The 20,843-nt window shown below is 56.6% G+C and carries 16 protein-coding genes, 1 tRNA gene and 1 pseudogene; 2 read left to right on the top strand and 16 right to left on the bottom strand.

What is annotated here, in order from left to right:
- The 7 genes from ACN085_RS08100 to ACN085_RS08070 all read right to left on the bottom strand — a co-directional run bounded on the left by ACN085_RS08100 (position 1) and on the right by ACN085_RS08070 (position 8,146).
- Positions 1–1,731, bottom strand: a complete 1,731-nt coding sequence (locus ACN085_RS08100; RefSeq protein ID WP_419100766.1) for a protein kinase domain-containing protein — start codon at positions 1,729–1,731, stop codon at positions 1–3.
- Complete coding sequence (locus ACN085_RS08095) at positions 1,728–3,170, bottom strand: peptidoglycan D,D-transpeptidase FtsI family protein (protein WP_419104999.1); 1,443 nt, start codon at positions 3,168–3,170, stop codon at positions 1,728–1,730. Before ACN085_RS08095 ends, ACN085_RS08100 begins: the two co-directional genes overlap by 4 nt.
- Positions 3,163–4,605: an FtsW/RodA/SpoVE family cell cycle protein gene (locus ACN085_RS08090; protein WP_419111191.1), complete on the bottom strand. Its 1,443-nt coding sequence runs from the start codon at positions 4,603–4,605 to the stop codon at positions 3,163–3,165. Before ACN085_RS08090 ends, ACN085_RS08095 begins: the two co-directional genes overlap by 8 nt.
- The gene (locus ACN085_RS08085) at positions 4,602–6,320 is read right to left on the bottom strand and encodes a PP2C family protein-serine/threonine phosphatase (RefSeq protein WP_419111190.1); all 1,719 of its coding nucleotides are present in this window, start codon (positions 6,318–6,320) and stop codon (positions 4,602–4,604) included. Before ACN085_RS08085 ends, ACN085_RS08090 begins: the two co-directional genes overlap by 4 nt.
- Before the next feature lie 3 nt (positions 6,321–6,323).
- Positions 6,324–6,815 carry an FHA domain-containing protein FhaB/FipA gene (locus tag ACN085_RS08080; protein WP_419111189.1) on the bottom strand — a complete coding sequence of 164 codons (492 nt, stop codon included), beginning with the start codon at positions 6,813–6,815 and terminating at the stop codon, positions 6,324–6,326.
- A gap of 3 nt (positions 6,816–6,818) precedes the next feature.
- Positions 6,819–7,625, bottom strand: a complete 807-nt coding sequence (locus ACN085_RS08075) for an FhaA domain-containing protein (protein WP_419104995.1) — start codon at positions 7,623–7,625, stop codon at positions 6,819–6,821.
- Positions 7,626–7,846: 221 nt separating this feature from the next.
- Positions 7,847–8,146 (bottom strand): YrhK family protein, encoded by a 300-nt coding sequence (locus ACN085_RS08070; RefSeq protein WP_419100772.1) that lies wholly within the window; start codon positions 8,144–8,146, stop codon positions 7,847–7,849.
- Positions 8,147–8,281: 135 nt separating this feature from the next.
- On the opposite strand from ACN085_RS08070, the gene ACN085_RS08065 reads away from it, so the two are divergent.
- Positions 8,282–8,368: transfer RNA gene (locus ACN085_RS08065), tRNA-Leu, on the top strand.
- 762 nt (positions 8,369–9,130) lie between these two features.
- Here ACN085_RS08065 and ACN085_RS08060 read toward each other — a convergent pair.
- The 3 genes and pseudogenes from ACN085_RS08060 to ACN085_RS08050 form a co-directional block, all read right to left on the bottom strand.
- The gene (locus ACN085_RS08060; RefSeq protein WP_419111188.1) at positions 9,131–9,355 is read right to left on the bottom strand and encodes a hypothetical protein; all 225 of its coding nucleotides are present in this window, start codon (positions 9,353–9,355) and stop codon (positions 9,131–9,133) included.
- 48 nt (positions 9,356–9,403) lie between these two features.
- Positions 9,404–9,655: pseudogene (locus tag ACN085_RS08055) on the bottom strand (type II toxin-antitoxin system death-on-curing family toxin); the annotation flags it as partial.
- A gap of 981 nt (positions 9,656–10,636) precedes the next feature.
- On the bottom strand, positions 10,637–11,575 hold the full coding sequence (locus tag ACN085_RS08050; RefSeq protein ID WP_419111187.1) for a DUF808 domain-containing protein: 939 nt from the start codon (positions 11,573–11,575) through the stop codon (positions 10,637–10,639).
- A 178-nt stretch (positions 11,576–11,753) separates the two neighbouring features.
- Here ACN085_RS08050 and ACN085_RS08045 point away from each other — a divergent pair, with 178 nt between their 5' ends.
- Positions 11,754–12,830, top strand: a complete 1,077-nt coding sequence (locus ACN085_RS08045) for an alkene reductase (protein WP_419111186.1) — start codon at positions 11,754–11,756, stop codon at positions 12,828–12,830.
- Between the two features lie 88 nt (positions 12,831–12,918).
- On the opposite strand, the gene ACN085_RS08040 is transcribed toward ACN085_RS08045, so the two are convergent.
- From ACN085_RS08040 to ACN085_RS08015, 6 genes are all read right to left on the bottom strand, one after another.
- Positions 12,919–13,983, bottom strand: coding sequence for an NAD(P)-dependent alcohol dehydrogenase (locus tag ACN085_RS08040; protein ID WP_419111185.1), 1,065 nt, complete (start codon positions 13,981–13,983; stop codon positions 12,919–12,921).
- Between the two features lie 59 nt (positions 13,984–14,042).
- Positions 14,043–14,330 (bottom strand): PLDc N-terminal domain-containing protein, encoded by a 288-nt coding sequence (locus ACN085_RS08035; RefSeq protein WP_419111184.1) that lies wholly within the window; start codon positions 14,328–14,330, stop codon positions 14,043–14,045.
- A gap of 244 nt (positions 14,331–14,574) precedes the next feature.
- Positions 14,575–17,004 carry a 5'-nucleotidase C-terminal domain-containing protein gene (locus ACN085_RS08030; protein ID WP_419111183.1) on the bottom strand — a complete coding sequence of 810 codons (2,430 nt, stop codon included), beginning with the start codon at positions 17,002–17,004 and terminating at the stop codon, positions 14,575–14,577.
- A gap of 134 nt (positions 17,005–17,138) precedes the next feature.
- Entirely contained in the window at positions 17,139–18,596 is a 1,458-nt protein-coding gene (locus ACN085_RS08025) for a TIGR01777 family oxidoreductase (RefSeq protein WP_419111182.1), read from the bottom strand.
- Positions 18,597–18,626: 30 nt separating this feature from the next.
- Entirely contained in the window at positions 18,627–19,067 is a 441-nt protein-coding gene (locus tag ACN085_RS08020; RefSeq protein WP_419104985.1) for a hypothetical protein, read from the bottom strand.
- Positions 19,068–19,294: 227 nt separating this feature from the next.
- A complete protein-coding gene (locus tag ACN085_RS08015) occupies positions 19,295–20,797 on the bottom strand; it encodes an APC family permease (protein WP_419111181.1) in 1,503 nt (500 codons plus the stop codon).
- Positions 20,798–20,843 lie beyond the last annotated feature (46 nt).

The raw sequence follows: 20,843 nt of genomic DNA, 5'->3' as shown, positions 1-20,843 counted from the left end.
CTAGTTGCCGGTTCCGGTGTCACTCGATGAGTCTGACCCGGAATCGTTATTATCTGACGGGGCGCTGGTTGAAGCGCTCGGGGAAGCTGTGGTGCTGGCCGGGGCCTTAGCCACATAGACATCAACACTGCTGCCGACCTCAACGCGTGAGCTTGAGGTGGGGGAAGTGCGCAGCACGGTACCTTCCTGGGCGCTACTGCTCTCTTCAAAGTGAATCTGAACATTGACACCCAGGGTGGTAATCGCCGCGATTGCATCTTCCGAGTTTGTACCCTCCAGATTACTGGGTAGGGTCACAGATTTGGGCCCTGTAGAGTACTGAACGGTGATGGTTTCGCCCACTTTCACACTACCGGTTGGTGATACCGAGAGTACAGTATCAACCGCAGCGTCGGAGGTAACACCTGTGGTCCGTGTGGAGAACCCCATTCCTGCCAGCTGGTTGACTACCTCATCGAGGGCACGGCCTTCAAAGTCAGCAGAAGTGATTTCAACGCGGGTGTCTTGCTGAGTCGTTGTTTCGGTACCGGGGGTAGGCGAAGCGCTTACCGTAGACACCGTTCCCGACGCCGTTGGCTTGGGGGTATCGGTCACCTGAGGCTGGCTGTTGTTAAAGACCACAAACCAGACAACGCCCGCAATGAGCAGTAAGGCCAAAACCAAGGAGACCCAACCCCAGGGGTTCTTTTTCTTCTGCTCCACAGCCCGCGGCGGGTAGCCACCGGGTGGCAGGGGGGCGGCACTGGGAACACGGGCCGTTGTGGGCTCAGGCTCATAGCGGACACCAGAACCAAACCGTGCCGCCGCGGAGGTGACACTCGTGGGTGCAGTCATCACCTGTGTTGCTTGAGTATCAGCACCCTGAGGGAGGAAATGCCCTAGGGGCGGTACAGCCTTAACAGCCGCAGGAATATCCCGCCGTCTAATCGCATCAATGGCTGAGGCCAGAGCGGTGGCGGTTTCAGGGCGGTCGGCAGGGTCCTTAGAGAGCAGGCACATAATCAGTGCTGCCGCTGGTGCAGGTACGTCCTGCGGTAGCGGTGGCGGAGGATCGTTTACCTGGGCAAGAGCAATAGCAATCTGTGACTCGCCAGTAAAGGGGCGACGGCCCGCCAAGCACTCGTAGCCGATAATACCCAGGGAGTACATATCGGAAGACTGCGTAGCCTGCTGGCCGGTAGCCTGCTCAGGAGCCAGGTACTGGGCGGTGCCCATAACCTGGCCGGTTGCGGTCAGAGGTACCTGATCAGCCAGTCGGGCAATACCGAAGTCGGTAACCTTAACACGCTCATCGGGGGTGATAATCAGGTTGCCCGGTTTGACGTCACGGTGAACCAAGCCCTGCGCGTGGGCTGCGGCCAGAGCGCGGGCAGTCTGCGCCATGATGTTGAGGATACGGTCAGCCGGGAGCTGCTTATCGCGCTCAATAATGTTAGAAAGCGGTTCGCCCGGCACCAGTTCCATGACCAGGTAGGCAGAGCCGTCTTCTTCGCCGTAGTCAAAGACGTTAGCGACACCGGGGTGATTGAGCAGGGCGGTGTGGCGCGCCTCGGCACGGAAACGCTCTAGGAAACCGGGATCGCCAGTATATTCCTCTTTCAGAATTTTAACGGCGACGGTGCGGCCTAGAACCTTATCGCGCGCCTTCCAGACCTCGCCCATACCGCCAATAGCGATACGCTCAGTCAGGGTGTAGCGACCACCGAGAGTCACATCTACCGAAGGCCTCACTTCTTTAACACCGCCTCAAAAAGTTGTTTACCTGCGGGAGCAGCAAGCTGCGCCCCTATTGTGACGTCTACACCTTCATAGACTACCGCGATAGCGACCTGCGGGTCGTCCGCCGGCGCGAAACCCGTGAACCAGGAATTATTTAAGCCGCTATCACCGATCTCAGCAGTTCCCGTTTTACCCGCAACCTTGACACCGTTCACGGAAGCCGCCGAGGCGATACCGTTATCAACATCGTTAACCATCCAATCGGTAACCTGGTTGGCGACATCCGCTGAAGTCGATCTTTTTAGCTCCTCAGCGGAGAACTCGTAGAGCGAACTCAGGTTGTGGGATTTAACCGACCGAATCAGGTTAGGTTTCATTTGCACACCGTCATTAGCAATCGCGGCACTCATCATGGCAACCTGCAAAGGGGTGGTCTTCACATCGTACTGTCCAATTGCCGCCTGTGCTAGCTGGCTTTTCTCCATGTTGGTGGGGAAGACAGACTGGGAAACAGGCAAGGGAATCCGTAGGTCTTGGCCGTACCCAAAGTTCTTAGCTGTCTGCGCGATTGTATCCTCACCCAGGTCCATAGCAATCTGCGCAAAAGGAGTGTTGCAGGACTGTGCTAACGCCCACTCTATAGTGGCAGTGGTTTGGGTTGAGCACTGACCACCTACATAGTTAGGCAGAGTGACGTTGGTATTGGGCAGGGTGAGGTTCTGGGGGTTATCAATCACAGAATTTGCATCGTATTTACCCGACTCCAGGGCGGCTACAGCATCAATAATTTTGAAGGTAGAACCGGGTGCGTAGGTATCACCGGCAATAGCTCGGTTATAGAGCGGGTGGTTGGAGTCCTCATTTAAGGTCGCGTACTGGGCCAGCACCGACTCAGAATTATGGGAGGAAAGAGCATTGGGGTCATAGGAGGGAGTTGACACCATAGCCAGAATTTCACCGGTCTTGGGGTTCAGAGCCACGATTGCACCTTTATGACCGTCCAAGAGGGTATAGGCCAACTGCTGAAGTTCCGGGTCGATAGTAAGCTCAACACTTGCCCCCTGGGAAGATCCCCCGGTAAACATCTGGGCTAGACGATCGTAGAACTGGGCATCGGAGTTACCCGTGAGCTGCTCGTTCATTGCTGACTCAAGGCCGGTCGCCCCATAGATCGAGGAATAGTATCCAGTGATTCCGGCGTAAAGCTCAGGGGCAGAGTAGGTACGCTGGAAAGCGTAGCCATCATTCGACTCAACCGATGAAGCGATATCGACACCGTTCACCACGATAGAACCACGCTGCGAGCCGTAACTTTCGTAGAGGGTACGGGAGTTCCAGGCGTTGGCCTGCAAACTCTTGGCGTCAAAGAACTGGATGTAGGTCAAAGTGCCTAAGAGAAGTACAAAGACACACGAGGCGGCTATCCAGGCCCTACGGATTGCTTTATTCACCGCGAGAACCTCCTGCCCGGTTGCTTTCAGAGATACGAGATATGACGGCGGTAGCCCCTTCAGCTTCACGACCGTCGTAGTTGATGCTATCTGCTTCGTCGAAGGCCTCGACCACATGGGGGGCGCGAGCAGTATGGGAAATAGCTAGCAAAATAGCGACAATAACCCAGTTAGAGAGAAGGGAGGAGCCGCCGGCTGACATGAAAGGTGTCGTCAGGCCGGTCAGCGGAATCAGGCGGGTCACACCGCCGATGACGACAAAAAGCTGAATAACGATGAGTGCTGAGAAACCAGAGGCCAGCAGCTTACCGAAAGCATCACGCGTTCCCAAGGCTGCGCGAAAGCCGCGAGAGACCAGCAACAAGAAAAGCATGAGAATAGCGCCCAGACCCAGGAGACCCAGCTCCTCACCCAACGCTGTGATAATCATGTCTGAGTTGGAATAGGAGACCAGATCAGGGCGCCCATTGCCCCAGCCCCGCCCAAAGAGGCCGCCCGAGGCCAGCCCGAACAGGCCCTGGACGATCTGCCCGGAACCGCCCAGCGGCTGGTTATAAATCTCGGGGTCAAAGGCATGAACCCAGGAGTTAATTCGGTAGTAGACGTGGGAGATGTAGGTATAGGCTAGGAAGCCACCTGCCGCTACGAAGAGCAACCCCAGCGCAACCCAGGTTAGGCGTCCGGTGGCTAGGAAGAGCATAGCCAAGAAGATGCCGAAGAAGAGGATAGCGGAACCCAAATCACGCTGGAAGACCAGAACACCCAAAGAAACAAGCCAGGCTATCATCATGGGTGCCATATCTTTGAAGCGGGGTAGGCGCACTGGCCCAATCTTCTTACCCGCCAGCATGATGAGATCCCGGTGGGCTGAGAGATAACCGGCGAAGAATATAGCCAGCGTAATTTTAGCGATTTCGCCGGGCTGGAAGGTACGCCCACCGACCGAGATCCAAATACGAGCGCCGTTAATCTCGGTGCCAATAAGTGGCAGCAAGGGAAGGACGAGCAAGACCAAAGATACCGTGAGAGAGATATAGGTGACCTTGCGGAGTACCCTATGGTCCCGTAGGAAAAACAGGACGATGGCAGAAACTACCATGGCCAGGCCGGTCCACATGAGCTGAGTTGAGCCAGCATTCGCCGGGGTAGTGAGGTCAATGCGGTAAATCATGGCTAACCCCAGGCCGTTGAGAGCAACCGCAATAGGCAGGATAAAGGGGTCAGCATAGCGAGCCCGAATGTACATCACAGTGTGCAGTATCAGGGCACCAATACCCTGGATAATAAGCGCCTGAAGCCACATACGATTGGCCAGCACCGCTTCTGCATCAACCAGGTACATGGCAGCAGGGCAGAGCAAAACTGCAAGAGCCGTCAGCACGAACTCGGTGAAACGGCGGGAGCGGGGCACATCGACCGGTTTGGGTGCGCTCACTGGTTACCTCCTTGTCCGGGACTAGCTGTTGGCGATGCAGACGGGATAGGCGCAGAGGCCGATGCACTCGGTGAAGCGGTAGTTACCGACCCAGGCTCCACCTCAGAGGGAACCTGCTCCCGAAGATTTTTTACAATCTGTTCGGCATCAGCCTGATTCCTTGCAGTAATCGTGCTGGTGAGCCTGGTCTGCGAATGTTCGGGCAGCGAACTGACCTCAATATCAGTTTCCTCAACCACAGAGTGAAGAGTGATAGGCCCAAGGGTCTGGTTAATACCGTTAAAGACCGCGACGTGGTTGTCTTTAACCCCCACGTAGTACTGTTCACCGGTCCAGGCGACAAAGCTCCAGACAGTAGCAAGAGCGACAGCCAGGGTTAGTACAACCACAAAAATGCGCATGGGCCAGCGGTGGGGAGAAGGTTCCACCAGATTACTGAGGGCAGCCCGGTACTCCTCGGGTAGCTCAGCGGGCTCCACAGACTGGTCCTCTGCCGGATGCGACAGAGTGCTCAGCGTTTTCGCTGTTCGCGCGGTAACAGCCGGAATCATGCCGGTCTGGGTAGCGTTCGCAGCTGATCCCACCAGGTCGTGGGGGCGCTCAGAAAGTTCCTGACGAAGAATAGAAGCGGGGGTCGGCACATCCTCGGCACCATCAGTTACCGGGTGCGAAGTATCCACGCCGGCTTTAACGCTCATAGTATTGAGCACGCCGTCTGTAAAGGACTCACCACGCCACTTACCATGACGCAGGGCGTTGTGTACCTTAGCGTGCTGCGGCATCCGCCGCCGCCAAGGAGCCTGATGGCGAGAACTGCCCCCGTTGATACTGTCATCGGTGTCTACGTTTGTTTCTTCGACGGTTTGCTCAGATAGCTGAACACCAGATTCCTGCTCAAGGGTGGGATGAACACCCACAAGCTTGCCGTCAGCCCCGTACTTACGCACCGGAATAATCGGTTGCGGTGCAGTGACCGCCGCCGACAGGGAGTCCTCATTAATGACCGACAGGGCGACAACGGTGACATTATCGGGGGCACCGCGCTCTAGGGTCATATCAACCAGCACATCAACCATCTGGCGCAGGTCACCGGTTGACCGCATAACAGCCTCAATCTCCTGGACTGAGACCACAGCATCCAGCCCATCGGAACTCAAGAGCCACTTCTCGCCCACCTGGGCATCTAAAGTGCGAAGCTCCAGCTCAGGGGAGGCATCGACATCGCCCAAGACGCGCATAATCACATTCTTGTGCGGGTGAAGCTCAGCCTCATCGGGGCTAATCCGCCCCTCCTGCACAAGACGTTGAACAAAAGTGTGGTCGGTCGTGATCTGCTCAAAAATGCCGTCACGCAAACGGTAGGCCCGCGAGTCGCCGATATGAGCCATCTCAACCTGGTCACCGTCAATCAGCAAGGCCGTGCAGGTGGTCCCCATGCCGGCCAGCCGAGGGTTGAGGCCCACTAGCTCATTCATGATGATATTGGCGTTCACAATCTCATCGGCCAGGTAGATTCCGGCATTGCCCTCAAAACCTGCACGGTCAAGCGGAGCCAAATCGAGGACCGTAGTAGCAGATGCGACATCGCCACCAACATGGCCGCCCATACCGTCGGCAACTACCGCTAGGTAGTGCCCGGCGTAGCCGGAGTCATCGTTCTTAGAGCGCACACGACCCACATCGGATCGAGCCGCAAAACGGAAAGCGATACTCATTAACTAGTCTTTCAACTGCATGGTTGTGCGACCCACACGGAAAGGCTGCCCCACCTGAACAGGGGTGGCGCGGGTGAGTCGCTGATCGCCAATAAAGGTGCCGTTGGTGGAACCCATATCCTCAAGGAACCAGCGGGACCCTTGCGGAAAGAGACGGGCGTGACGACCCGAAGCGTAGTCGTCCTGTAAAGAAACCTCAATGTCGGTGGCACGACCGATCGTCACCGGGGAATTACCCAGTCGCATGCTGGCACCTGCCTGGGCGCCGTCAACAATAGTCAAGAGTGAAGGTCGAACCGGGGGTACTGTGGGAGCTGGGTGGGCCGGGGTCGGCGGGACAGCCGCCATCGGCGCGTCCATCTGGGCTCGGGTAGTACGAACATTACGCCCCACACCCAAATCACGGCGAGAAGCGGCAAGCACCATAAAGACAAAAAGCCACAGCAGAATAAGGAAGGCAAAACGCAAAACCGTCACGGTTATTTCAGATGCCACAAGCTACCCCTTACGGACCATGAGACGGAAAATGATACGAGCACGACCCATTTCAATCACCGCGCCGTTTTTAATTTCAACGCGGCCAATCAAACGCCGCCCATTAACGTAGGACCCGTTGGTTGACCCCAAATCAACAGCCAGGTAGGTGTCATCCTGCTGAACGATTTCAAGGTGACGGCGGGAAACGCCGGTGTCCTCAACAGTAATATCGGCATTTGAGCCGCGCCCCAGAGTGACGGGTAGATCCTTTACAGCAAGGCGCTCGCCGTTAATTTCAAGCACAACCTGTGGCTTGGGGGCCGGTCGCTTGGGCTGGGGGAGCTTGTGAGCCGGGACTGGCTCGGTAGGAGGTGGAGCGGCTGGCTTGCTGATACGCGAGGGCAGGGAATCTTGGGCAACAGCAGGCGGAAGGTGCTGTGCCGGGGCCTCCTGGGGGGAGGCAACCTTCTGCTGGGAACCCGTGACTTCAAAATCACCGGGTTCTAGCTGCTCACCCAGGGTGAACGTCACGCGCACAGAACCGCGCAAGGAATAGCCCTGGTCGCGGGCATGGCGGATAACAACATCGCACAGCTCCTCAGCTAGGGGCACACCCCACTGCTGGGCCCGTGAAAAATCAGGGGCTGAGAACTCCACGGTAAAAACGTTGGGTGCCAGGGTGCGGCCATTGGATACGGCGTAAGCCTTGTTGTCCATTTCGGTACGCAGACGGTTAGCGATATCAACCGGCTCAAAGGTGCCACCCTTGCCGAAGGTGCCGCGCACGGCCTTTTCTAGGCCCTGTTCAAGTTTGTCGATGAACCCCATGCTTGCCTCCTTCAACATCACATATCAGGCTTACCACCCTGAAGATAGCGGGCGCTCTGAAACTGGTTAATACGCAGGGTTAGCGTATAGCCTAAGCATCTAGTCTAGTGGATAACCGTAAAAACTCCCCGAGACAAGCTGGTAAATACCTGCTACTTACCCCTCTTAAATCTGAGGGCCCTATGGGGTTATAGCCAGGGTGGCTGGTCACCCCCATTTCATTAGTTATCAAAAGCTCCGGGCTGAGTCGCCTGTAGCCCACTGGGTGTCCCATGAAGTTTTTTGAGATGGATTCTCCTGCTGATACGTATGCAGGGGCGTACGAGCATGAGAGCTGAGCCGACAACAAAAAACCAGGTCCCTGTCTCAACGGTTTCTTGCGAGAAAAAGAGAAAGGACCCGATGAGGAAAATAAGTCCGATGAGGATATCGTTACAGATTGAGAGCGTTTCGTAGCGGCCTTGAATAATGAGCTCGTCACGGCCGAAAGTCAGTCTTATATCCTGGGCTGAGTCATTCATTGTTCCATCATTTCACGCCTTACAACCAGAAGGCCCCTAATGTGCTGGATGCCATAAGACCCTCAAGTAGACGTGTCGGTCTCTAGCGTGTATAGTTATCTTCGTTGCCCATTGAGCAACTCAAAAAAGAATAATGCGCAAGTGGCGGAATTGGCAGACGCGCTGGCTTCAGGTGCCAGTGATCGCAAGATCGTGGGGGTTCAAGTCCCCCCTTGCGCACCACGAAAATAAACCCGTTTCCCCAGGTGAGAGCCAGGGAAAACGGGTTTTTCTCTGCCCTAAAACAGCTCTGTGATACTGATTTGATACTCGTTTGCCCAGCAACCCTGTATCAAAGCAGGTGAGAACCAGGGCTAAAGAACCCTGCCCGATGCCAACAAGGGGCCTATCTTAGAAGCCTGCGAGCGCCCGGTAATCAGGCAAGTTTCCGCTCAGACTCAGGGAACAATTAAAACTTTCAAAGGCCCTGGCACCGTACACAGCCCGAGCGACAGACGGACCAGGTCAGGGGAAAAGACCCCGTTGAGGGACTAGGTGCCTGGCTCTTAGGCTCTCCTTGGGGTGTGGGTTGTTCTTGGGGTTTCACATGGGGTCGCGGGGGCTGTTGAATGGGCAGACCCTTTGTTGTGCCGGCTGGTGCCTTACGCCGGTAGATGCCTTGTGCTGTGTCCTTGTGGAGCTTGTGCTTCTTGTCGTGTTGGGTTCTAAACCCCTTGGGTGTGCTGGTATAGGTTGAGTGCCTGGCTGTTTGTTGGTGACTGGACTGGTCGGGGCAGGGTCTAGAGGGCTTGGTGCTGGCAGAACAGGGAACAGTAAGAACCGGTTGTGCTCTCGTCTACCGGGTCGCCACAGGTAGGGCACCCCTGGGCAGTGGTGGGCTTGTCTGTGTCGTGCTGGTTGTCGATGGTCAGAGGTACAGGAACCTGGGATAGAACCTCCCGAGCCAAAGAAGCCAGGGTGTCACCTGTGGGTTGCTGGTAAGGGTTAGAGGCTTTGAGGGTAGCAACGGCTTGTGGGTGGCTGGGTGCCCAGGGTTTCGGCGGCCTGTTCCCACGCATGGGCCTGGAGAGCTGTGAGGGTGCGGATAGCGTGGCGGGCGGCCAAACCACGGTGAGCAGGGTGGGAGCTGGCTGTGTAGCCGTCTAGGGACTGTGAGAGGTGGGCTAGAGCTTCGGGTGCGAGCGCTGGGAACTGTGGGCTGGTGCTCATGGCTCCCAGATTAACAGAGACCAACAACACGATGGGTCAGTTCTTGCTTTACCTGCTACGAGGCACTGACCAGCTTTCTAGTTGCTGGGCTATCTGCTCAAAGGTCAGGGCGTGCTCTGCTACCTGAATAACGAACTGGGCCTGCTGGCTGTCTTCTAGCTCCTGCGGGGAAAGCATATCCCAGCCGTTCAGGTACATGAAAAGGACGGTGCAGGTGTAGGCAGTGCGCTTATTGCCGTCCGTAAAAGGGTGATTCTGGACCAGTGCTTCTAGGAGAGCTGCGGCCTTATCGAAGATACCAGGGTAGAGTTCATGCCCTGCGTAGCTGGTCGGGCGAGAGCGCTTTCTAGAAGATGTTCCCCACCAGGTTTTAGATGCTTGCCGGGTGCTAGACGGGCGTGGACCGCTAGGGCCTCAGATAGGGCTATGTACCGCATGAGAGGGGCGGCTGGGCTACTGGGTAGCCAGGATAGCGTTTACTCCTTCCAGCCTGTCGAGAACTGTCTCTAAGGCTTCTTGGAAGTCCTGGCTGGTGGGGGTTTCTGGTGCGATGGTAGTCATGTTGGTGTGCCTTCTAGCAGGCTAGGGGTTGGTGGTCTCCTTGTGAGATGTGCTTAAGCCTAGCGTTAAGGGTGGCGATGTGGCTAGGGGTTGGTGGTGTGTTGTCGGTATCTGCGAGCGCTTGCAGTGATGCTGAGGTTGCACCTAATAATGAGCTTGGGGTGTCTTGGTGCCCGGTGAGTTTTTCTCTGGGGTGGGCAGTTATCCCTATGTCTATGTCTTTATCTATACGGCGTGACGTTATCTATGGGGTGGCATAAAAAGAGAGAGCAGACGGTTTAGGTCTGCCCTCTTGGTTATTGCCAGGTTCCCCCGCTACCCGGTGTGGCTGTGGCCCATTGAGAGTGTGGGTTATACCCTGGCGGGTAATCTCCTATCCCGGTTGTGGGGTTTGTGGCCTCTGATGGTAGGAAGTTCTCTGCTTGGTCTTGCTCTGCCTTTTTCTGTTTCTCTCGCTCTCTGTCAAAAGCACTTTTCAGGCTTTCATTAGGGGGTCTATAGGGGTTCAAGTCCCCCTTGCGCACCAAGAGTCTTTATTTAAAGGCTGTAAACCCGGTTAGAGAGTTTTTTCTTGGGCCCGGCCTTCTACCAGCCTGAACCACCGCTGTGCTACCTGACCTAGCTTTTAGATACACCGCCGCCCCGCACCTTCTGTGTGAAGTGTGCGGGGCCGCAAGGCCTCGGAAAGGGAGTAACCTACCCTCGGTATGCCTCAGCAGGCTAGTGGTGCTTCTTACCTATCGGCAGGAAGTGCATAACCAGGGCAATGAAACCGCCCCAAATCGTACCCAAAACCATGGAGCAGAAAGTATTAATGCACCAGGTCAGCGCACCGCTCAAAGCAGGAACCAGGGTGCCATAGTGCTCCAAGTGGTGAACAAAGCTGTAAGGAGCATGCCAGCCCAGCTCATCCAGGCCAACCAGAATAATGTGGCCACCCACCCACAGCATGGCGAAAGTACCAACAATAGAAATGATGTTCATCAGGACCGGCATGGCCTTGACCAGGCCCAGGCCAAACTTCTGGGCACCAGCAGACTTGCTCTGAGCCATATGCAGGCCGATATCGTCCATCTTGACCAGCAGGCCCACCGCACCATAAACCGCTACGGTGATAGCGACACCAACGATCGCCAGAATAATAGCCCGCGACCAGAAACCCTCACTAGCAACCTCATTGAGCGCAATCACCATGATTTCCGCGCTCAAAATAAAGTCGGTGCGTACCGCGCCGGAAACAACCTTCTTCTCGGCCTCCGGGCCTGCAAGGAGGACTGGAGCCTCAGCCTCTATGTCTTCCTTCGGGGAAAGTAACTCAATAACCTTCTCAGCGCCCTCAAAGCACAGGTAGGTACCGCCGATCATGAGTAAGGGAGTGAGGGCCCAGGGCAGGTACTGGCTGAGTACAAGAGCCGCTGGCAGAATAAAAATCAGCTTATTCCGCAGTGAACCCACCGCGATCTTCCGAATAATCGGTAGCTCACGTTTAGGCTCAACACCCTGCACATACTGAGGTGTTACTGCCGCATCATCAACCACCACGCCAGCGGCCTTAATGCTGGCTCGACCGGTAGCTGCCACAATATCATCGGTGCTAGCTGCCGCCAGCTTAGCCAGAGCGGCAACATCATCAAGTAAAGCGGCTAAACCACCGGCCATAGTAACTCCTTGGAAAAAGTGAATATCTGCCTCTAAGAATAGTGCCCCACCTGCGAGAACCCACTAGGGCCCTGGGCACATTTTCGCTCCCGGGGTATCTTATGCCAGCTCCGAGGGAATAAGCGGGGCATGGAAACAGTTATGCACTGCGTACATTAGGCTCACGAAAGGCACCCCATTGACCACCCTCTTTGAACCAGCACAGGCTGGCTCACTTACCCTCAAGAACCGCATCACCATGGCCGCCCTCACCCGCTCCCGCGCGGGACTAGACGGGGTGCCCAGCGACCTACACGTAGAGTACTACACCCAGCGAGCCAATGCTGGCCTCATCGTCACTGAAGGCACCCGCACCAGCCATGTTGGTCAGGCCTTCCTCGGACAACCCGGTATCCACACCCAGGACCAGATCGCCGGCTGGCGCCGTGTAGCTGACTCCGTACATTCCGCCGGTGGTACCATCGTCATGCAGATTATGCACGGTGGTCGCCTAACCCTGCCCACCATCAACAAGGGTGAACAGGCTGAAGCGCCCAGTGCCATTGCCCCCGGCGTTACCCTGCACGGTGCTAACGGCCGCGAAGACGTACCCACCCCACGCGCCCTTGACTCAGCTGAACTGCCCCGCATCGTGGAAGAGTTCGTGACAGCTGCCCGCAACACTATTGAAGCCGGTATGGACGGCGTAGAAATTCACGGTGCCAACGGCTACCTCCTACACGAGTTCCTTGCCCCCTCAGCCAACCAGCGCACTGACTCCTACGGTGGTTCACCCGAAAATCGTGCCCGTCTGGTTATTGAGGTGGTCCGCGCCGTTGCTGATGCTATTGGTGCCGACCGCACCGCCCTGCGTATCTCACCCGAGCACAACGTCCAAGGCAACATTGAAGATAACCGCGCCGAGACTCTAGCAACCTACGACGCTCTCCTGGCGGGAATCAGCGATCTGGACCTGGCCTACCTCTCAATCCTGCACGCAGATATTGAGGGGGACTTTGTTGCCCACCTGCGCCAGGCCTTCGGTGGCTTCACCCTGCTCAACAGTGGGTTCGCTGAGGTAACCGACCGTGCCGAGGCAGAGCGTATCGTTGAGGGTAACCTAGCGGATGCCGCAGTAGTTGGCCGCCTGCTCATTTCCAACCCGGACTTGGTGCGCCGCTGGCAGGAAAACCTAGAACTCACTGCTCCCGACATGGCAACCTTCTACACCCCCGGCGCTCAGGGCTACACCGACTACCCCTTTGCTGGCTCGTAAATATAACTATTCAGGCATATAAAAGAGCCACCTTCTTTCCTTTGATATCAAGGGAAAGAAGGCGGCTCATGAGATCTGAGCAGACGTGCTAGGCGCTGACTTCTGCCTTCTCAAAGGTTGCCGTATCAATGACTACGCGAAACTGGACATCGCCCGCGGCGACACGTTCGTAGGCCTCATCGACCTGATCGACACCGACCTTCTCAATCACAGCGGCAATACCGTGCTCGGCGCAGAAATCCAGCATCTGCTGAGTCTCGGGAATACCGCCGATATTGTTGCCGGTCAGTACCTTGCCGCCGCCAATCAGACGGTTCATGTGGAGGGAGAGAGCCTCCGGCGGCAGGCCCACCACGCTCATAATGCCACGGGGCTTAAGTAAGCCCAGGTAGGAATCCAAATCAATGGGGGCAGAAATAGTGTTGAGGATCAGGTCAAACTCCCCGCGGTGCTCCTCAAAAAAACCTTCCTCACTGGTTGCCAGGGTACGGGAAGCGCCCAGCGCGGCGGCGGCCTCAGCCTTCTTCAGATTGCGGGAGAGAACCGTTACCTCAGCACCCATGGCGGCAGCAATCTGCACACCCATATGCCCCAGGCCCCCCAGGCCCAGAATAGCGACCTTAGCTCCGGGCTCAAGGCCCCAGCGAGCCAGAGGCGAGAAGGTGGTGATGCCAGCGCACAGCAGGGGAGCGGCCACATCGAACTCAAGAGCATCGGGAATATTCAGCACAAACCGCTCATTGACGGTGATCTTCTGGGAATAACCACCCTGGGTGATAGAGCCGTCAACATCCTTGGAATTGTAGGTTCCCACGGCCCCGTTCAGGCAGTTGTTCTCAAACCCGGCGGTGCACTGCTCGCACTCACCGCAGGAATTGACCAGACACCCCACACCTACGCGGTCGCCTACCTTGAACTTGGTAACAGCCGAGCCTACCGCCTCAACGGTGCCGGCAATCTCATGCCCCACAGCCAGGGGGAAATGGGCTTCACCCCACTCGTTATGAATCGTGTGAATATCGGAGTGGCAGATACCTGCTGCCTCAATCTTGATGACAACATCATCTTCACGGGGGTCCCGGCGCTCAAGCTCAGTGACCTTAAAAGGCTGGTCGGGGCCAAATTTTTGCAGGGCTTTGACGGTATAGGGCATAACTTTCCTTTGTGTGAATCTGCCAGGGTAGCTCTAACTCTACGCCCTGCTCGAGACTTTTAGGCCTCGGGTTCACCCTCAGAGTGACGAGGTGCTGCCAAGAGCTGCTGCCGGTCGGCCCGCAACCGCAACCAGTAGGCCAGCGGACCCACCAGGGGTAGGAAAAGGGTGAAGAGAACCCACTTGAGCTTCTGTATCTCGGTCAGGTGGCTCTGGCGGTGAATAGTGAACACACAATACAGGGCCAAACCTAAAGACAGAAAAAGAATGGGGTAGAAGAACCAGCCGAAAACACTGACGGTGGAGCTGGTTTCTGTGGCAAGAAGGGTCACGGTGGGGTGAGGCATACCCACCATTGTAACTACCGGGCTTAAAGAAAGCGCGGGTGCCTGCTCCGCTGGGGAGAGGGCACCCGCTAAGGGTTTACCTCAGAGGGCCTTGGCAAGGGGCCTATTCCTAAGGTGCTCCAGGATCACATCGAAGTTGCTGGCTCCGGGGCTGGCGTGAATCACCTTGTGAACGCTAGCGAACCAGGTGAGAGGGCCAGCAACGAGCCTGAGCCTGCCTTACCTACCCCTGATGAACAAGCCTCTATGCCTTGCGGCGACCTGCCCGAAGAACAGCTACACCAGCTAGCAGAGCCAGGCCGCCAGCGGCGGCAATCAGGCTGGCGGTAAAGCCGGTGTTAGCCAGGCGGTTTGACGAAGCAGAGCTTGATTTAGTAGCGCCAGATGAGGCATTCACCGTGCTACCGTCCTCTGCCCTATTGGTGTAGTTGGGGTTCAGCTCGCACCCGAGCTGGTCACCATCGGCGTCCAATCCCTTGTGGAAACCGGCTTCGTCGGAGCCAATGGGGCGACCTAGCTTATCCCAGACAGCGGCACAGTTCTCGTAGGTAAAAGGGGTTTCAGGAGTGGTGGGGGCCGGGGCGCTGCTTGTCTTCGGAGCCGGGGTTACTGCCCCTTGACTGGGGCTAGGAGCCGGCTGGTCTGTGGGATCAGCGGTGGGAGTAGGCTGAGGGGGCTCAACCGGTGCAGGGGGCTCAGCGGAGGAGCCTGTGAACTTGGCGCTCAGGCGAACAAGGGTGCCTGTGACATCGCTGGGATCGGCCAGTTCAATCTCATGCTGCCCGGCGGTAATGCCCTGACCCGCCAAATCTAGAGCTACAGTTGCGGTGCCGTCTGTGGCTACCTCAACGGTGCCCACCTCAATACCATCAATGGTGACCTTAAGTTCGGTCAGTGCAGGGACGCCGAAGCTCCGTACATTCAGGTCAGCCAGCGAGAACGTGAGCTGGCCATTTACGTCGTAGCCGGCTGCCAGGTCCTGGACCTTAACAGCCTGCTTGGCATAGTTGGGGTCCACGGTTCCGTTTGCCTTGAAATAATTCACGAAGGCATCAGAATCCACCAGCGCCGTATCTTTGGGGTTGGTGCCCTGGGTAAAAGTACTGAAGTTATCGCCGCCACCGAGCAGGAAGCTGGGGATAGCGACGGTAAAGGTATCGGTATCTTCTACCTTCTTACCGTTCACATATACATCGAGGATATTTGAGCCGCGAGTTGCGTACCCGGCTGCATCGGTAGACCCGGTGTAGGTGTAGGTGACATTGGACGAGAAACCTAGCTGCAGGTAGGGGCGGTTAGCCATGTCGCCTGCGGCGTTCTGCTGCCACTGCTCTTCCAGCACAGCCTTAAGCTGTTGGCCTGTCAATTCGGTGGTCCACAGGTTGTTAGCGAAGGGGGTGACATTGACGATATCCATGACCCGCACGTTCTGGTTAGCGGCCAGACCCAGGCTGGTGCGCAGGCCACCGGGTAGCTCATCGCGCAAGCCACCGGGGTTGACGATGCCGATATCGGCGGGTGTGCGACCGGTTGAGTTCGCGGCTGCCAGGTACATATCGGCAACCAGGTGGCCCATAGTGGATTCGTAGTTGCGCATATCGAACCCACCCCGCGCCTCCTTGCCAGCATCGAAGCCAGTGGTAATAGGGGCGCCAACCTGCCCAGCAAGGACTGAGCCTTGCTCAGTTGCATAAGAATTAGCTTGGCTGACAATAGTGTTAACCTGGGCTAGTACCGGATCAGCGGCAATCTGATCGGCAGTGGGCGCATCCATACGTTTGACCAGCTCAGAAGAATAGGCTGTTACCTCACCTGCATCATTCAACCTCAGGACAACCTTACCCAGGTTATCGCCATAGTTACCGGTCTGGACCACGGGGCGAGTCTTGCCCGGCTGCCCGGGAACAGCGCCCTCAATCACGTACTCCTGGTGCGTATGGCCTGTGAAGATAACATCAACATTTGCGCTGGTCTGGTTGATAATGTCATCACCGGCAGGATCAGCAGTATTGACGCCCTCATGGTACTCGGCAACAATGACTTGGGCCTCACCGTTGGAGGGGTCCCCGTCAGAGAGCTGGGCGGCGTATTTATTGACCGCAGCAACCGGGTCGGTGAACTGTAGAGAGGCAAGCTGAGACGGGTCAGTTAGCTGAGGGGTCTCGGTAGTGACTGCACCAATCACAGCAACAGAGGTGCCGTTGACCTCGGTGATGTAATAGGGTTCCAGGGCAGGGGAGCCGTCCGTCTTGAGGACGTTAGCGCCCAGGTAAGAAAAAGATGCGGCGGGGATAATGCGGTTGAAGAGATCCTGAGCGCCGGCATCGAACTCGTGGTTACCTACAGCGCTGGCTCTGAGGCCGAGGGCATTGAGGTACTCCAGGGTGGGCTGATCCTTTTGTACGCTTGAAACATAGAGGGAGGCACCCACGTTATCACCAGCGGCGAGCAGGAGTGAACCCCCGTGCGCTTTCGACCGCTCAGCCTGAACCGTGTTAGCAAGGCCCATAGCGATGCTAGTAGATACACGGCCGTGAAAGTCGTTGATGTTGAGCAGGGTGAGAGTTGTTGAATCTGCGGCACCAGCACCCGGTAGGGGAGCTACCACCAGGGCAAGAACAGTGGCACCGGTTGCGGTAATACCGGCAAGGCGGCGTGACAGAGAGGAAGCCATGCTTATCTTTCGTGTGTTTTTGGGAGTGTGCTACACAACAGGATAGCCCGAAGTGGCGCACAAGCCCGGCAGAAGGCAGTGACTTTTAGATGAAATGCCATTGCCGGCAGGCGGTCTATGGACCTCTTGGGAAACTAGGAAGCCAGTTCGTGCTCAAGTGCCGTGCGGAGCGCTGGCTCAAAAAACACATAGCCACTCGCCAGGAGCTTTTCTGCGCTAGCGTTCTGGCTTGCTAGGGCAAGCTCCTGTGCGCCCTCGGCTCCCAAGAGTAAGGCTGGGCCGAACTTTGGGACAGGCAGGAAAACCGGGCGTTTGAGCACCGCACCCACTGTCTTAGCAAGCTCCCGGGCCGTAACAGGGTCTGGAGCGACCGCATTGACCGGCCCCCTGAGCGACTCGGTCATCACCGCGTGCACATAGATACCGGCAATGTCATCTAGGCTGATCCAGCTCTGCACCTGCTGACCGTTCCCAACCCAGCCACCCATCCCGGTTGCAAAGAGAGGTAGCTGGAGGCGTAGCATACCGCCCAATACCGACTGCACCAGGCCTGTGCGCACATTGACCACGCGCACCCCGGCATCCCGGGCGGGTTGGCAGGCAGCCTCCCACTGCTGACACACCTCGGCCAGGAAGCCGTTCCCAGCTGGCATATCCTCAGTCAGTAGCTCATCACCCCTGCCCAAACCGTAAAAACCGACAGCCGACGCACACACAAAGACACGCGGCCCCCTGCCCTCAGCGGCCAGCCGAGCAAGAGTCTGCGCCAGCACCGTTGTAGAGCCTACCCGTGACTGAAGAATCGCTTTTTTATTCTGCGCCGTGAAGCGCTGGCTAATACTGACACCGCCCAAATGAATCAGCGCATCGGCACCCTCAAAAACAGCCTCATCAATCTGCCCGCTCTCGGGATCCCAAGCAAACTCGTTCTCGCTGGTTACGTTACCGCGCACCAGCGTGCGGACGGTGTGCCCACCGCCGGTCAGCAGGGCTGTTACCTGCTTGCCTACCGTGCCGGAGGCCCCAGCTACCACCACGGTCATCGGCTCCCTGGCATAGCGCTGCTGAAAGCTTAGGTCGGCGGTGATACGGCGCTCGCGGGCGGTAAAGACACGCTCTAGCTGACGCTCAATAGCAGGTCCGGTGACCTTCTCGCCCCCGCCCAAGATAGCCTGAAGTGCCGAGTCCGCGCCCGTGAGCACTCGGTTACTACCGTCTGAACCAGCAAGGCTGTAGTCGGGCAGAACCCGGAACTCAACCGCGTCACGAACCAAGGTGCGCTCATGACCTGCGGAGAAACTATGAGTATGCTTCCACCGAGTAAAAGGCCCGCGAGCCATCTCATCTGTAAAAGAGTTGGCTTCAGCAGCTGTATGGCGGGCCTGCCAGGGAAGGGTAAGCAGGCCATAGGTCAGTGGTAGCGCAACGCTAGTACGCGCTATGCTCCCCGGGGCCTGAGGGTTACCTTCCTGCTGCACCTGACCAGCCCAGTGAGGGGTTGCTCGGGTCAGCGCGCCCGGGCGATGAAACCAGGTACGCACCGTCTCAAGATCAAAGGGATAGGTTGAGGTATAGCTAAAATTGCCGGTCATGAGGACTCCTAAAATGGTCAATAAATGTCTTTAGAGAGCTAGCGCCCTCAGCTTGGCCTCAACCTCTTCAATCAGGTCAGCCAAAGTGGTGATGTAATACTTCTCAGCCAGAGTGATCGCGTTCTCACTCGGTAGGCCATCGGTGGCAAATGAACCCATAGCAAAACTATGAGACTGCCCCAGGGAGCTCCTTGCTTCTTTACTAAAACTTGCCCCAAAACTAGGTGCCTGAGGGGCGCTCGCAGCTTCGCGGGTGAGGGTAAATCCGTAGGCCGTGCTATCTGCATAGCTGATATTGAGGACGTACTCCACCTGGGTGCCGTCCTCTGGCCGCTCAATGGACAGGTCAGCATCGTCAAGGAATTCGCCGTCCAGTTCTAAGCCACCGTTGTACTCTAAAGCCCAGCCAAACTTACGGGCCAGTGCGAAAGCGGTTTCTTTAATCTGGGTATTGTTTGGGTCGATAGCCACGGTTCTCCTTCTGGGCGGGTTTGTCTTATGTCTTCAACTGTACCCGCCCCGCACCTAGGAGCCACCCAGCAGAGGTGCTAGTAGCGCCTTATTTCACCATGGCAAGGAAAAATAAGTACTCAAGCCTGATGAGATGGCCAAAAACTTGGCAAATACACCAGCTCTTGGCATCTTGTGAAAAGACAGACAGGGCCTATCTGGGTGAAACCAGCGCTAGAGTTACCGGCCTAGAGCACCTCATCCAAATCAACAGACTCAGGCACCTTCACACCGGTATTCATGTTCAGAGTCTCCCCCCTGAAGAAAGGCTTAAACTCATCCCGCCTCATGAGAGCAACCATGAGCGCAAAACCAATAGCGAAAGAGGTCACGGCAGTAATAAAGACCCCGCTGGTCCCCAGCATCTTGGTGTAACCGTAGTCGGGGTCAGCCATATTGAAAAGTGAGACAGCCAGAATACAGGTCATCATGAGCCCGCCGGCTAGCGGGATAATCAGGCGGAACACTACGTTACGGGCGCTTGTAAAGATACTGCCACGGTAATACCGAATACAGGCAAAAGATGAGACCGCATAGTAAACAGCTACCGCTACGCTGGCAGCTTCGATGGTGTCAGCCAGCATGTTCTCACTGATGTAGGTCATTCCCGTATAGAAGACCGCGGAGCAGACACCCATATAGATGGTGGCAGTCTTGGGCGTCTTAAACTTGGGGTGCACATCGCCAAACTTTTTGGGTACAGACCGGTAGACGGCCATAGCAAAAACACCCCGAGAAGAGGGCAGGATAGTGGTCTGACAGGTAGCCAGCGCAGAAACCGCAACCGCCAGGATAATAACCCAACCCCAGGACCCGAGAGCGGCGTCCTTGAAGGGGGTAAAGACATCATCGGAGTTATCTGGGTTAGCGAGGCCAATCCCTTCGGATCCCGCACCCGCGTACATTAAGGCCACGACGGTTACAAAGACGTAGGTGACCACCAGAATAGAGCTGGAGAGCACTGCTGCGCGGCCGGGTGTGCGGTGGGGGTCTTTGGTTTCTTCGCTAATAGCTAGGCAGGTGTCCCAGCCCCAGTAGATGAAGATTGAGATGAGTACCGCCTGCACCATACTGCTAAAGCTGGATTCAAAGGGGTTGAACCAGCTCATCTCAAACTCATACCAGCTCGTGGCCCCGGAGGCTAGCGCCTTAAAAACACCCAGGGCGAGCAGAGCAATAGCAAGATACTGGATTCCCACGAGGAGCCACTGGGTCAGCGAACCCGCTTCGATATTGCGGTAGGAAATCCAGGTGGTTAGAGCTATGACCAAAACACCGGTGAGCACCACTATATGCTTATTGTGGGCAAAATCTTCCCGCCCCAAAAAAAGCCAGAGGTAGATAGCTGCAATCTGGGTCTGATTAGCCATAGCTATGACACCAGCAACAATAACCCCCCAGCCGGAAATCCATCCAACCTTGGGGCCAAAGGTTTTTGTTCCCCAGGTAAATATGGTCCCGGAGTCGGGGACAGCTTCGTTGAGTTCCTTATAGGACAGCGCTGTAATCAGCATGGGGATAAAGCCCAAGACAAGGGCGATAGGGGCCTGATAGCCAACAGCTACCACGATGAAGCCAACAGATGCGGCCAGTGAGTACATGGGGGCGGTCGAGGCTACCCCGATGACGGTTGAAGAAGCCAGCCCCAAGCGCCCCTCGGCAAGGCCTTTATGGTGAAAGTCTTTGGTCATTATCGCTAAAGATCATCCTCTGCAGGGAGGCACTCACCAACAGCCT

The sequence above is a fragment of the Rothia sp. P4278 genome (assembly GCF_048512945.1).
In the GTDB taxonomy this organism is placed as follows: Bacteria; Actinomycetota; Actinomycetes; order Actinomycetales; family Micrococcaceae; genus Rothia.
Note: the sequence above shows the minus strand (reverse complement) of the source record. Positions and strands in the feature narration are given on the sequence as shown.

Coding starts and splice junctions, on each gene's coding strand:
- ACN085_RS08075 (WP_419104995.1), bottom strand. CDS start 7,625: ATGGGGTTCATCGACAAACTTGAACAGGGCCTAGAAAAGGCCGTGCGC.
- ACN085_RS08015 (WP_419111181.1), bottom strand. CDS start 20,797: ATGACCAAAGACTTTCACCATAAAGGCCTTGCCGAGGGGCGCTTGGGG.
- ACN085_RS08035 (WP_419111184.1), bottom strand. CDS start 14,330: ATGCCTCACCCCACCGTGACCCTTCTTGCCACAGAAACCAGCTCCACC.
- ACN085_RS08025 (WP_419111182.1), bottom strand. CDS start 18,596: ATGACCGGCAATTTTAGCTATACCTCAACCTATCCCTTTGATCTTGAG.
- ACN085_RS08030 (WP_419111183.1), bottom strand. CDS start 17,004: ATGGCTTCCTCTCTGTCACGCCGCCTTGCCGGTATTACCGCAACCGGT.
- ACN085_RS08050 (WP_419111187.1), bottom strand. CDS start 11,575: ATGGCCGGTGGTTTAGCCGCTTTACTTGATGATGTTGCCGCTCTGGCT.
- ACN085_RS08040 (WP_419111185.1), bottom strand. CDS start 13,983: ATGCCCTATACCGTCAAAGCCCTGCAAAAATTTGGCCCCGACCAGCCT.
- ACN085_RS08085 (WP_419111190.1), bottom strand. CDS start 6,320: ATGAGTATCGCTTTCCGTTTTGCGGCTCGATCCGATGTGGGTCGTGTG.
- ACN085_RS08070 (WP_419100772.1), bottom strand. CDS start 8,146: ATGAATGACTCAGCCCAGGATATAAGACTGACTTTCGGCCGTGACGAG.
- ACN085_RS08060 (WP_419111188.1), bottom strand. CDS start 9,355: ATGAGCACCAGCCCACAGTTCCCAGCGCTCGCACCCGAAGCTCTAGCC.